The 13,275-nt window shown below is 45.6% G+C and carries 10 protein-coding genes and 1 pseudogene; 6 read left to right on the forward strand and 5 right to left on the reverse strand.

The window, feature by feature from the left end:
- Positions 1–333: 333 nt before the first annotated feature.
- The 4 genes from D781_RS23910 to D781_RS18555 are packed head-to-tail and all read right to left on the reverse strand — an operon-like array spanning position 334 to position 5,091.
- Positions 334–495: a hypothetical protein gene (locus tag D781_RS23910; RefSeq protein ID WP_158497489.1), complete on the reverse strand. Its 162-nt coding sequence runs from the start codon at positions 493–495 to the stop codon at positions 334–336.
- Positions 496–514: 19 nt separating this feature from the next.
- Positions 515–3,232 carry a response regulator gene (locus D781_RS18545; RefSeq protein ID WP_080062368.1) on the reverse strand — a complete coding sequence of 906 codons (2,718 nt, stop codon included), beginning with the start codon at positions 3,230–3,232 and terminating at the stop codon, positions 515–517.
- Between the two features lie 3 nt (positions 3,233–3,235).
- Entirely contained in the window at positions 3,236–3,841 is a 606-nt protein-coding gene (locus tag D781_RS18550) for a response regulator transcription factor (RefSeq protein WP_015673873.1), read from the reverse strand.
- 26 nt (positions 3,842–3,867) lie between these two features.
- The gene (locus D781_RS18555; protein WP_015673874.1) at positions 3,868–5,091 is read right to left on the reverse strand and encodes an MASE1 domain-containing protein; all 1,224 of its coding nucleotides are present in this window, start codon (positions 5,089–5,091) and stop codon (positions 3,868–3,870) included.
- Positions 5,092–6,114: 1,023 nt separating this feature from the next.
- Between D781_RS18555 and D781_RS18560 the strand changes: the two genes are divergently transcribed.
- The 6 genes and pseudogenes from D781_RS18560 to D781_RS18585 form a co-directional block, all read left to right on the forward strand.
- Complete coding sequence (locus D781_RS18560; RefSeq protein WP_015673875.1) at positions 6,115–8,232, forward strand: hypothetical protein; 2,118 nt, start codon at positions 6,115–6,117, stop codon at positions 8,230–8,232.
- 4 nt (positions 8,233–8,236) lie between these two features.
- Entirely contained in the window at positions 8,237–8,566 is a 330-nt protein-coding gene (locus D781_RS18565; protein WP_015673876.1) for a hypothetical protein, read from the forward strand.
- A 139-nt stretch (positions 8,567–8,705) separates the two neighbouring features.
- Complete coding sequence (locus D781_RS18570) at positions 8,706–9,017, forward strand: hypothetical protein (RefSeq protein WP_041411892.1); 312 nt, start codon at positions 8,706–8,708, stop codon at positions 9,015–9,017.
- A gap of 463 nt (positions 9,018–9,480) precedes the next feature.
- Positions 9,481–11,031: a hypothetical protein gene (locus tag D781_RS23760; RefSeq protein WP_015673877.1), complete on the forward strand. Its 1,551-nt coding sequence runs from the start codon at positions 9,481–9,483 to the stop codon at positions 11,029–11,031.
- Between the two features lie 111 nt (positions 11,032–11,142).
- Positions 11,143–11,520, forward strand: coding sequence for a hypothetical protein (locus tag D781_RS18580; RefSeq protein ID WP_124014463.1), 378 nt, complete (start codon positions 11,143–11,145; stop codon positions 11,518–11,520).
- Positions 11,521–11,552: 32 nt separating this feature from the next.
- Positions 11,553–12,249 (forward strand): annotated as a pseudogene (locus tag D781_RS18585) (IS3 family transposase); the annotation flags it as partial.
- A gap of 715 nt (positions 12,250–12,964) precedes the next feature.
- Here the strand turns inward: D781_RS18585 and D781_RS23765 are convergent.
- On the reverse strand, positions 12,965–13,255 hold the full coding sequence (locus D781_RS23765; protein WP_015673879.1) for a hypothetical protein: 291 nt from the start codon (positions 13,253–13,255) through the stop codon (positions 12,965–12,967).
- Between the last annotated feature and the right edge of the window lie 20 nt (positions 13,256–13,275).

Genomic DNA, 13,275 nt, shown 5'->3' on the forward strand with positions numbered 1-13,275 from the left:
AGTAAGACAAATATTACAAGTACGACCCTTGCAAATTAAGTCAACATTAACTCCTCAGAATAGTATCCGGTAAAACTAAAACCAAACATCAACGACCACAACATTGCATTTTAATATCAAAGAGCAGAAATCATTGAACCCACCACCAAACACACTATATTTTCAATGAATTACACCATAATCACTTCAGGTTAAAAACTTAAAAATCAGACCAGTCAGAATATATCTCCCCATTACTATCCCTGACATAGTCTTTGCTCCCTCTTTTTTTCGCCCACGACCATGCTTCATTACCCATAGGCATAGGCTATACCTCAATGAAAAACCTTCGCTTTACGTTATTATCATTTTCTTTGCTGCTTTTATCCGGTTGCTGTACACCAAACTACTGTATTTTTCAGCCGCCCAAAAATATTCCTCATGCAGGGGGAGCAGGCGGTAAACAGGATATCCGGCACGACACGGTGGTGTAGCACTCAGCCATTCGGCTTTCATCCCTACGCACCTCGGCAAATTATTCTTTATTAATTCTGCCACGTTCTCGCTCCAGTAAGGAGATAAAGCGTAAACTCAATGCATTAAGCTGCAGCCTGAATATTCTGAGAGCCGGCTCATCGTATACCTGTAAGGCTTGCTCCATCAGTTGACTAACCATTACGCCCGGCTGAAATCCGGCTAAAGCAAAGCTGCCCTTTTGCCGGTGCAGAACCTGGGCGAGTTTATCCTGTTCTTCAAGGGACAACTCCAGTATCTGCTGGCGGTCGTGCTCGGTGCTGCACCGCAGTTCATCCAGTACGGATATGACAATGTTCGACTGCTGACCCGCCATCGCAATAATTTCCGACAGACACAACCGGACCTGTTGCTGCTCGGCAAACAAAGCACGTAAATCTTGCAACGTCACCGGCTTGATAAGCACTCCGTCCATGCCGGCTTCCAGACAGCGCCGTTGCTCATCGTTAAAGGCATTGGCGGTACAACCGATAATAACCTGATAATCCTCCCCGTTTTTCTCACGTTCCCTGATAGTTTCCGTAAACTGATAGCCGTTCATAACCGGCATTTGGCAATCCGTAAGCACGATATCAAAAGATTGTGAGAGCAACAGTTGCTCAGCTTCTCTACCATCATTGCAGGTAACCACCCAGTGCCCCAGCGTTTCCAACTGCAGTTTCATAACCGACAGATTAGCCCGCTGATCATCGACCACCAACAGTCGCAAAGCATTCTCAACATCGTTTCCCGGCGTTTTCCCGCCAGACACTGGCGGCTCCGCGATGCAGTCCAGCAGCAAACTAAACGCGAAACGGGATCCCTTTCCCGCCGCTGAGCGTATATGCAACGAACTTCCCATCAATTTTAGTAGCTGTGTACAGATAGGCAGTCCTAGCCCGGTGCTCGCCGGCGACGCATGATCTAATTGGATATAAGGCTGCAGAATTTTTTCCTGTTTATCCGCCGCAATGCCAATACCACTATCTTCCACCCTAAAGGTCAGGGTATCTCTCCCTTCCCCCTCAGCAATAACGGTAACCTGAAGGCTGACATAGCCCTGGTCGGTATATTTAATCGCATTGCTCAGGAGGTTGTTAAGTATCTGCGTTAACTTCGCACTATCAACGCTATAATAATGCCGCCACACGGATTCAATATCGCAGTCCAGGCGCAGTCCCTTTTGCTCGGCGAGCGTAATATACGTTTCAACGATCTGCTCCAGCATCGGATACAGCGCGCAGTTTTGTACCTGTAATTGCATTTCTCCCGCTTCTATCTTGGAAAGATCCAGCACATCCCCAACAATCTGCAACAGCTGTCGAGATGCCACATAGGCAATATTCAACGCAGAATCAGCGGCTTTTTCTGCTCCCCCCTCCAGTTCCAGAACCCCCAGAATTGCATTCATTGGCGAGCGGATTTCATGGCTCATCCGGGCAAGAAAGTCGCTTTTCTCCCGGCTGACATCCGTAGCCTGCTGTAATGCCTTCGCCAATTCACGCTCCAGCCGCTTTCTCTCACTGATATCATACCAGCCGAGCAGCAACCCCTGCGGTATCAGTCTGCTGTCATTATATACAGCCAGCCACTGCACTATCTCTTTCTCCTCACCCTGGATAAGGATGGTGCGATCTGAAAACTGTGGTTTCATTGAGCTGAGCGCGGTTATCCATTCTTGATGGTTAACTACGGGTGAGATCGGATTATGCGCCAACATCGTTTCCAGAGAGCTGCCGATAACTTGCTTGCTTGTCAGCTGTAAAGATTTTAAGAGCGCCTGGTTACAATGAGTAATTTCACCCAGCGGGTTAAGCACAATAAGCGGGGTCGGAATGCTGTTCAGTAATGTTTGCCAGTAAGTCAACGCATCAAGCAGCCCTCGTTCGGCGCGCCGACGGCGCAGTATTTCAGCCAGTAAAAAAGCGCTGAGAAACAGAGACAGGATGCAACTGATAACGACGAGCGCATTAAACAGCTCTCTGTCGGTAGACGTCCCCGGATGTATATCATCCAGGGACGCGCTCAATAACCAGCGGGTAACGATCGATGCGGCCAACCCCGGCGGCAAATTGTCAATCACCAGGTTGACCTTCTGCCGTAACGCCTCCTCACCGGGAGCAAACCACAGTGTCTGAATACTGTGAACGCCCGGCAGTAATTCACTGCTTAACTGCGTGGGATACAGGTTATGAACCAGCATATCTGCTAGCGCGGCATCACAGACAATGCCATCTGCCGCGCCTGCATGTAACAGCTTCAGTGCCTCACTCATCGTTGGTGCTTCCTCTATAGCCGCATCAGGCCAGGCTGATTCTAAAGACGTACGCACCGGGCTGTTTTGCAGCAGCAATATTCTCTGTTGGTTCAGGTTGATCCGGCTTGAATGCCTTAAGGGCAGGTGATTATTGCGCGTAATGATAGCCCAATGCTGGCTCAGGAGCGGGTTTGAGACTAATATGCCGTCAGGCGGTATGACCAGCGGCGGCGGCAGTACCATGGCAACTTTATGTTCACGCAACAGCTGCGTCAATTGCCCTATACTATCCGCAGGCTGCAATGAAAAATGCAAAGCGCCATGGGTTTCCATCGTCTCCAGTAACTCCGGCAATGCTCCCCCAGGCCGCTGCCAAAGGTTAAAATCACTGTAAGGCAACTTATCATCGAGTAGGCCAACGGTGATATCGTCAGCAGCCACAAAAGCAGGTAAAAATAACGCCAAAAACGCAATAAATCTCATCAGCTACATACCTACATTGCGTAGATATTCGAAAAGTTCCAGATCTGAACTTACGCCAATTTTATTCATTGCACTTTTTTTCTGGGCGCTGATCGTCTGTTTAGTCCGACAAAGCATCGCTGCAATTTGATTAACACTGTGTCCCTGGACCAGCAAGCGCACCACTTCCAGCTCCCTCGGGCTCATAAGCGCATGCTCCTGAGCAACAACCGGTGATTGATAACTTTTTCCCTGTAATAATTTATCAAGACAAAGCGTTAGTTCCGCGGCCAAGCTTTGTTTATTAATAACGGCATAAACGCCGGCAGCTAAAATGGAATTGATTAATCCCTGATTGGACAGCACCGTAACCACGACAATGGGCAAGGACGGAAATTTACGGCGTAACGTCGAGATCAGCCGTAATCCGTCGGACTGTTTTTCGCCAGGCATATTAAAATCCGTCAGCAGAACGTCCGGTATGTCCTGATCCAGTAGCATCAACAGCTGGTCTACGCTCTGTGCCTCGCCGCTAATGGTATAGCGGTTGCTAAAGGTTGAGGTGATTAACGCTCGTAACCCAAGCAGAAACACCGGATGATCGTCAGCAATCAGAATCTTTTTATACACAGGACAGCCTCAAACAATAAGATAAATTAAGTATAGAGCATGAATAGGCCAAGAGTGTCCACTGACGGCCCCGTCTCAAGCAGGTTACAGCCGACTCGATGGTAGCAACTATCCGGCAATAATAAGCGGAAGGTGCTTTGCCTGATGCAGGAGTGCCCGTCCACGGCAGACAGTAAACATTCAGCGAATGCGGCGCGATCTTCCGGATGTATTCGTGCCAGCAACAACGGCAGAGTTCGTATTTGTTCTACCGGAATACCAAAAACAGGCGTACCGCACAGCCAACTAAGTCTGGTCGCATTGGCTGACAGCTGGAAAAACACCGGCTGTTGCTGATGCAGTGCATTATCAAGCAGGGCTAACTGCTGCCGCATTTTGGTATTCAGCAACAAGAATTCTTTACCTCGTGCCGCCACGATCAGCCCCAAAGTAATTACCGTCAACAGATAAAGTTGTGATGCCTGTACCCCTTGCTGATCGCCGGTTGCCAAGGGACCATAACCATATAATGTCGAAAGACTGACCAAAAGCGTCAAGAACATAAAATATATTGACAATATTCGCAGCGGTAGCCAGGCCGTAAAAACGACTGATAGTCCTAAGACTAAATAAAGTAAGGCTTGGCTAAGTAGGTAACTCTGTAATAACTCCCCCGGTAGAAAAAAAACGGCGGCAACCAATGATAAAAAAAATACCCTAAGCAGGGAGAACGATATTTTCTCTTTTTTCACGAACCGGTGAATAATAAAAAATGGCGCACTGGACAAACACCCTGTAGCGTTAGACAACGCCCAGGTAAAGAAATGAGATAAAACAACAGGGTAGTTCATGACCGTCAAGGCTAACGTGCTAAAAACCCCGCCAAGAACACTACTAACATAAACACCGGTTAATAAAATTACCGACTCACTGCGATAAGAAAAATGACGAAAATAATGATGGATGCTATACCATACCATGGCTAACGGAAAAATAACAACCAGGTCAACCAAAGCGAAAACCAGAGCAATATCAATGCTTCGCCCATAATGTAAACTAGCGAATATATGCAACAATCCTGCACTCACCCCCCATATTGGCCAGTATATTCTCGGGCTAGAACATAACGTCCCTAGAACCAATCCTGCCGGAAGCCAGACAGCACTCGACAAACTCCATGGATCTCGGGTCTCCAGACTGATCATAGCCAACGAAAAGTAGACGACAACAAATGCCAGCCAATACCCAAGACCTTTTCGCCAGTTATTCATTCCCACCCCCATCATTGATACAGAATGAAGTATAGTTGATTAACCATACCTATCCACATTTTCAGAATGATGGCTTTTACCACCGTTAAGCACAACAAAAATATCCGTTAAATGTAGTTCCACCTAGAATACCATTCGGCTTAGAAAGCTAAAACAGGATAATATCTAAAAAGGAAAACAAGACCAAAAATAATTCAATGCAACAAACCATACAAAAAACCATTAAAAATGAGTTTCAAGTCACCTTCAATCATAGGAAGCAATTCACCACTTACAAAATAAGAATAATAAACCTCCAGCAATACACCAAATCACTAAAGAAGAAAAAATAACGAAAATACAAATATAGCGGGAAATCAGCCTCATAACAGCATCGTACACAACACACTCTCCTATACCATAAGAAGAAAAATCCGTTAAATAAACCCATAAATAAATCGTCACAAAAAAAACAACAACACCCCCATAAATAATCATTATCGGGTTAATTTTTATTATTACAGGAAAAACAAATTAACAACACAAAAAAGACCAAAGCTGATTATCCATACCGTTCATCCATCGTCAACGCCGCACTGGTCGCTCTCTTATCTAAAAAGGGTAAGCATTTTATAAAACGGCCAGGGATAGCGTAAAACATAACACATTGTTTTCATTAGACATCAGTAAAAAATAAAAATAAAAAAAATCAAAATATTCTGACTAGTCAGAAAATACAATAATGTGACAGTCATCATTCATACCCTTCGGATGAAAACGAAGAATCAACAAAAAACCAACACACAAGAAACATTAATAAAAAACACCAATCTAATAAAACCAATCGTCGACCACTAGACTCACAGCCAAACAAAAAAAGGCAAAGCGCGAAAAGCTAACCTAAAATTTAGTTACCCCATACCATCCACCATCAACCCCAAATAACGCATAGCAAAACACCACCATATGCTAAAGGTTAAGTATATACAATAAGATTCACTAAATAGAAAATAAATAACGCATTCAATATATAGGAGATTGCGCATGAAAGATGTAAAAGCATCGGCAAAAGAAGCCGCCCATTACCTTAACGACGCAGATCGTTTTCCCTTTATCCGGTTATTCTCCGACGGGTTTGAAACCCATGGAGGAACCAGCCTGGCAAAGTTACGCGAACTACTTTACTTTGAACACGCCGTTGACACTATAGAGGAAGGCCTGGCTGCAACGTTAAACGGCCAGTATTTTCATGTTTGGCGCACGTCAAAACGGTATTATGTCGATGAATTTATCAATAATAATGGAGCAGCAGATATATCACTTTCTGCCGACGGTTGTCAGAAAAGTTACCCGACGCATTACGCCATCCTTGACGCACTCAGTAAATCAGAAACGCCTCAGGTAAGTACTTTTGACGCTGGCTGCACCCTCAAAAACACTTCCCAGGTAATGTATTCATCTGCCACGCCGGCATTTTACTCCTGGCGTGGCGACTACCCTAAAGTCATACCGCCAGGTTCATCGCCAGAGACGACCGGCGGGCTCGGGCCAACGTTGTGGGTAGAAATAAGTATCCCGACATTTCGCAGCGAGCTTGCCTCTCCCGCTGGCGCCTCGTATATGGGCTACGCCATCAGTACAGCATTAGAGGGGCGCACCGTTGAGGCAAAGCTGAATAATCTGATATTTATCGAAGACTTCAAACACCTCGTCAGCGAAGACGGAGACTGGCAGCCCGCAGCGCAAGCGGCCCATGACTACGCGCGCAACAACGGCTTTAACAAACTATGGTCATTTAGGCCAATGGCGTTTAAATCACCGCTCATTGTCGATGGCTGGGGACAAGCGCTGGATCTCCGACTCTCTAAGGTCGTCGCCCACGACAGTATCCCCAAGTATAAAGACTGGAAGTCTGCCCCGGCACTCATTACATTGGGTTCCGTGAACGGAGGCTGTATGGTCGGGCTAAATATTGACATCGGCTTTTTAGATGGCAAGGGTGTTTGCAACGGTATCGAAATGGTAGGACGAGGGTGCGGTGGTTCGCAGATCACCATAGGACGAGCCACACGCTGTAATATTGTGTATGACTGCCGTCAGCAAAATTGGCCAACCGCTTCCAATTTTATCTATGGCAAATACTGGTATGACGGCAATGTCGGCGCGTTCCTTGCCCGCGGTACGGGAAAAGATACGCCGATCGCCGAGGGACATAAACTCTGTGTGGGATTCGTGACCAAGATGCGTTACGGTGCCTATCTGTTACGGAACGGCGCACAATACGCACAAATTTCTGGGGATGCCGACTTCAACGGGCGTCATCTGTCAGAGGTTACACTCTCCGGCTCGACGCTAAACGGTTTAGAACGCGGTGCGAAAATCACGAATGGAGCAGCAACCGGCGAGGTGTTGGCATTTTATACGCAGGCTTCCGGCGTCCATAAGGTTTTAATCATCGAAGAAAAAGATGTTTCCCGCGCGAAGAGTTCTTATGCAGCCGGGGACACCTTAACATCCGGAAATTGGTCAAGCACTGTCTCAGTCGTGCGAACGGCACAACAGGGCGAAAACTTCTTCTTTGACATCATTCTGGACTTTCATGACAGCGCCTTTGCCAAAGTGGACATAGACTGCGGTTATTTGGGCGGCATCGTCGGCAGCTCCCTACACAGTTGCTCAATCAATTACAAAAACTCATTCACGGCACATACTAATTCGATGAATGGCGCTGCCTTTGTACATTCCGGGGATGCGCTGACGCTACGGGATACTCATCTGAATCGCTCAGTCTTTGACTGCACGGCGGACTATATTGCTAGCGGTACAAATCTATTTACACGTAACTATCGCACCTACGGCGCGGAATACGCCGCAACCTTTGCACCCGGGCAAGTCCGCACAATCAGAACCTTTGCCTATGTTGGCAGCAGGAATGCGCCAGGCGTGAAAGATGTTTACGACGTACAGGTGTTTGGCCCTACAGGGTTAAACGGCCTCTGCTCCAGTTTCAAAGTTGCGGTATCACCACGCGGGCTAGAAATCTACGACAGCACAGTCAACCCCGTATCCACAATGAAAATCACCAACGATGGTATGGCGTTAAAAGCCGAACAACACTCCCCCAATACCTTCACCCTCTATTTCACCTTTAACAGGAGATAGCATCATGATTACCGGTAAATTAGAGTACTACGGCGTTGAGTTTCCAGCGGCGGTCGGCATATGTACATCCGTTCAGAGTACCGCGCAAAATGGAGCGGCGACGGAATGGCAGGGCTGTATTGATATTTTTGCCAACGTGACAACCTTAGGCATCGGAAATCCACTGCTGAGCTATCCGCTATTGGGGTGGGTCGATAATGATAATGCGCCAATCGCCGCGCTAGAAGCGCTGGCGATTGACCTGTTCTTTCCTGGTTGGTCCATTGATAATACGCCAATGACGCCAACTCAGGATACGGATCGTTCAGCTCTGGAGCTACTCACACGGAAATGACACGCCTCTACTCTAAATCCTTGAAGCGGTTGAAAGTGGCTTCGCAATCGTTTCAAGGGTTAAGTCAACAACCTCCAGGTTATACCTAATAAACTAGTCCCATAGATATGTCAGCCATGTCCCGGCGCGGCATTTTAAAATGGTGCGCCATTACGGTTTCTCGGCCAACCGCAAGCGAGGCACGCTGCTGCCGAAGGTCTACGACGCGCTGGAGATGATGGCACGGAAAAAACCGAAGCGGCCAGGTTTTGCGGTGCTGATGAAAGGCTTCCCGGACACAGCTCCGTACCAGTGCATTCTGAGCAAAGGCCGGTTGCGTTTTGCCGTCGCCGTGGGGGGGGGAAACTCGCTACAAAAATGCCCTCTGACAGGCTGCATCGGATGGCGAAAAAACGATGGCTTCAGACCCCGTTACTGGATAAGTGCACCTGAAAAATGGGTTTTAGCTTAAAAAAACAGCAAAAACAGGTATCTTTTCGCATTAACACGCGGTAGGCACCACCACATACGGCTCTTTATCTCCACACCCCATGGTTAGGAAACTCACAAAGGGGCGATTGAGTTTCCTAACTATGAATAAGGAAAGCAATTACCTTAAAAACCTTAATTTTAATTAAAATAACCACACTTCATTTGCATTCCCACTTACTTTTACTTACCCTAAAAAAGACAAATCAATGGAATTCATCCCACCGTCCGCCACAAGAATAAGAAGGAGTTACTTTGGCTGAAGGTATTCTTTGGGGTATTTTATAACACACAAACCCAAATAACTCGCTTCAAGTTTAAAAAAGATAAAAAACACAACACCATCAAACAGACAATTAGCACCACCACATAAACCCCAACCCTGAGTTTATTTAAATAACTAGTGATCAATGGCATTATTTTCATTGTAATAAGGATGATATCTTATGGGGAAAAATAGATACAGAATAATAACACTACAGTTATTTGTGATAGCGCTGTTCATACACGCAGGTACAACAAAAGCTTTTGACGGAGAAATGGCTGGCGAACAGATTGCGGCAGACATGAACAAACGTTTCTATGATACTTCCGATACTTGTGGAGACCACCCCGCCTGGTTTTGCAACGGCATAGTAATACGTGCTGCAAATGCTAGTACACGTTATCATGCGTGGGAAGCAAGTCCGGACTCCGTCCAGCGTGGAGGAATAGCATTTTCATATTTCCGGAGTGACCTGGATATCAATCAGTTACAATCTTCTCGAACCCAAGGGTTCACTCTTAAAAGCGGACAAGATGCTGCTGCATCCCCCTATCCTTTGGAAATTCTCTGTTCATTTCCCTATGATGCAGGTACCGAAATTCGTTCTCATCATGGTTGTGGTGCAGCCTCTGATTACCCTGAAGAAAGCCGTGAGTGCGCATCTCAAGGTATTACCACCGCAGAACAATGGTTAACGCATTTCAATATTGTAACGCCAGCCAGTCAACAACGTTATCATCACCAGTGCTCTTTTGCCGCAGATACTCACGCTTTTGCCACCAGCCTGAAAGCCCGCCGTTTAACGGATGTACAGGATCAGCTGATAGCCTGGAGACAAAATGAACTTTCAGTCGCTACTTGGCCTGCCGGTATCGGTAAGCAACTACCGATAGAGTCATTTTTTTATGTCTTTGGGGGACGTAACGAGGATATGAAAGGTTTGTCTGGGGCTCAATTTATGCAACGTGATTTTTTGGAACAAACGGGAACTACTGTTCCTGTGATCAGGATCTCCTGGGATGATAAAATAGGATCAGTTTTTAGTTGGCATCCAGAGGAGCAAATAGCCAGGGTGCATTTACCTAATATTCCTGAGGCCTCTGGGGGAAATGGTAAAATACTTAAACAATCTGATTATGATAACCTTGATTATTTGACGGTCATTGTTCCTGTATACGGAGGCATGACTAAAGGTGATAAAGTTATCATTAATTGGGATGGGGTAAGTAATTCTTATAACACAAGTTATAAAGAAGTTAATGAAATAGAACCAATGAGTTTCATTATACCCAGAAGGGAGATTTTAAGTAATATAGGCCATTCTGTAGACGTTTCATTTTCAGTAACAAAAGAGAATTTACATATTGATCAATCAAAAAAACTTTCTTTACTAATCGAAGGAAAGGGTAACCTCCCCCCCCCTGTTATTAACGATGACTTAAACATTGTCACGGTAAAATATAATGGCATTACAGGAAAAGATGTACGCATTGAATTCAATGGTGTACATTCACACAAAACCCCATCCCAAAGAGAGGACTATACTGGCGAGCTATCATTTAAAATACCTAATACTTGGATAGATGAAAATGTTAGTAAAGAGGTGACCATCAATTATGTATCTTGCGAAAACAACGAATTAAACTGCATATTTTCTCAGCCACTAAAATTTATTGCCATTAATAGAAGGTGGTTATCAATACTTACATCAGATAGTGTCTATAAGTTTTAATAGGGGAGTCGGTTGGACACGTCCTGGTAGAGAAGCATTTAGCACTGAACGTCTTAATATATGGTGTGACTTTGACAATATATCTCATTTTACCATGTTAATAAGGAATTTATGATGAAACATTTTATAACCATGATGTTTTTTGTTTTTTATTTCTCCATAAATAGCGTTTATGCTGGAGCAGGGGAAAACATTTGCTTCTCAGACGCCAAGATAATATCCGTCAGCCTTGGTTATGTAGGGTATAGTGGCGATGAGTGTCCAGACAAAGGGAATTGTATCTCTTTTGAATATGAAAAGGATGGACTGACAAAAAAAAGCTATATTCAAGGGTATAACAATTTAAATGATGGACCAAAAGGCATGGCCTTTTATGACTTATTAAAAACAGCCATGATTTTGAAATATAAAGTAACTGGTTGGTCTTATGACGATAAATGCAATGGCAGCTCACCTCAAGTTGACGGAGTCAAAATAACAACAAAATAACTAAACTCATTCAGAGTGTATAAATAATTTATGTGGCCATTCAGCCAACATACGGGGATCGACGTGTATGGGCGCTGCTGAGATGGGAGCCTGAGCGAGACGGCCTGCCTGTGGTTAATGCGAAGCGGGTGTCTCGCATGAGTACCCACCATCTGCTTCTTGAGCGTAAGCCAGCAAACAGGCACCGGAAGCGGGCGCATCAAGGACGCGTGGCGCTGGCTCAGAGCAACCGGCGTTGGTGCTCAGACGGGTTCGAGTTCCGCTGTGACAATGGCGAAAAGCTTCCGGTGACCTTCGCAAGGACTGCTGTGACCGGGAGATCATCGCCTGGACAGCAGGCACAGGTGGCTATGACAAAGAAACAGTACAGGATGTAGTGCTGGATGCGGTGGAAAAACGCCTCGGGCAGCATCCGCCATCAGAGCCGCTGGAGTGGCTGACGGATAACGGTTCGGCCTACAGGGCACATGAAACGCGGGCGTTCGCACAGTTGCTGGGACTGGAGCCTTGCACGACAGCAGTGCGAAGCCCGGAAAGTAACGGCATAGCTGAAAGCTTCGTGAAGACGATAAAACGGGACTACATCAGCATCATGCCAAAACCGGACAGCCAGACAGCGGTGATGAATCTGCGGTGGCGTTCAGTCATTACAACGAACATCATCCGCATAGTGCGCTGGGATATCGCTCACCACGGGAATATAGACACAGGAAGTTATCGCAATCATAAGAGAGAAAAAACGTCTGGATATATAGGGTCAAATCCAAAAAAGGGCTCTGACGAGCCCTGCAATAATATATTAATAAAAGCCTAGTAGGTAGCATCTCAAACAAGTATCAGACTAGCACCGCGGAACATCCTCGCTTAACCTCGTTATAAAATCCGGTCGAGGGGATAATTCGACATCCTCCACCCATATTATGCATTCCTTTCCGGGATAATGGGTGCAAGAGTATCTGAGGGTATTTTTTATTTTCTGGTGCGCAAGTATAGTGAGGTGGCGGAACAATCACCTCACGGGAGTGTTCAACATCCGTTACTTCTATCCACACGGGGAGCGAGTCGCGGGAAATATTCTCGTATCCCGTAGCTGAGACACGTATTCTCAATGTGGCAAGAGGATCACCATCTACGGGGATACCGCTCGCTAAAACGGGCATGGAACATAACATGGAAAAATAAATAATTACAATAATATAAAACCGCTCAACGATACGTTGCATATCTAATTCACCTTTAGTTAACAAATAGACAGGTGATTAAATTTAGACATTATAAACAAGGAGGAACCCATATAGCTGAGAAGTATTCTGTTATATCATTCAGTAGAAACTTACATTCCCGACTGTTGCAGTGCCCCATTTAGAAATGGTAGCACGACCATTAAGAGAATAATTTTCCCGGCGAACAGTCACCGACATCCACAAGACAGAATAAAGAATATTCAAAGTGGTACTTTGATAACACGGGTAATAGCATCATGAGTTTCTTGGGAAATCTGTCTCAGAACAGAAAAATAATCGCTTTGATTATCATGTTTACCCAGGAAATCTCTAACTTTATCCCTGATATACTGTAATTCAATCACATCAAGATCTTCATTACAAAACAGCTGTAGAAAACTCACCAGTAGCGAACACTCGATAAACCCATAACCGCCAAGTTTTTTAATCAAAGTACAGCGCGCCACGGGAGAAGTAGAGTCGACCGGAACAAGATACTCTAGATGGTTCATCGTTATTCCCTCACTCCAAC

Source organism: Serratia sp. FGI94 (genome assembly GCF_000330865.1).
Taxonomy (GTDB): domain Bacteria; phylum Pseudomonadota; class Gammaproteobacteria; order Enterobacterales; family Enterobacteriaceae; genus Serratia_B; species Serratia_B rubidaea.

Excerpts from the sequence above, each read along its gene's own strand:
- D781_RS23910 (WP_158497489.1), bottom strand. The coding sequence starts at position 495 with ATGAAAGCCGAATGGCTGAGTGCTACACCACCGTGTCGTGCCGGATAT.
- D781_RS18545 (WP_080062368.1), bottom strand. The coding sequence starts at position 3,232 with ATGAGATTTATTGCGTTTTTGGCGTTATTTTTACCTGCTTTTGTGGCT.
- D781_RS18555 (WP_015673874.1), bottom strand. The coding sequence starts at position 5,091 with ATGAATAACTGGCGAAAAGGTCTTGGGTATTGGCTGGCATTTGTTGTC.
- D781_RS18560 (WP_015673875.1), top strand. The coding sequence starts at position 6,115 with ATGAAAGATGTAAAAGCATCGGCAAAAGAAGCCGCCCATTACCTTAAC.
- D781_RS18565 (WP_015673876.1), top strand. The coding sequence starts at position 8,237 with ATGATTACCGGTAAATTAGAGTACTACGGCGTTGAGTTTCCAGCGGCG.
- D781_RS18570 (WP_041411892.1), top strand. The coding sequence starts at position 8,706 with ATGGTGCGCCATTACGGTTTCTCGGCCAACCGCAAGCGAGGCACGCTG.
- D781_RS23760 (WP_015673877.1), top strand. The coding sequence starts at position 9,481 with ATGGGGAAAAATAGATACAGAATAATAACACTACAGTTATTTGTGATA.
- D781_RS18580 (WP_124014463.1), top strand. The coding sequence starts at position 11,143 with ATGATGAAACATTTTATAACCATGATGTTTTTTGTTTTTTATTTCTCC.
- D781_RS23765 (WP_015673879.1), bottom strand. The coding sequence starts at position 13,255 with ATGAACCATCTAGAGTATCTTGTTCCGGTCGACTCTACTTCTCCCGTG.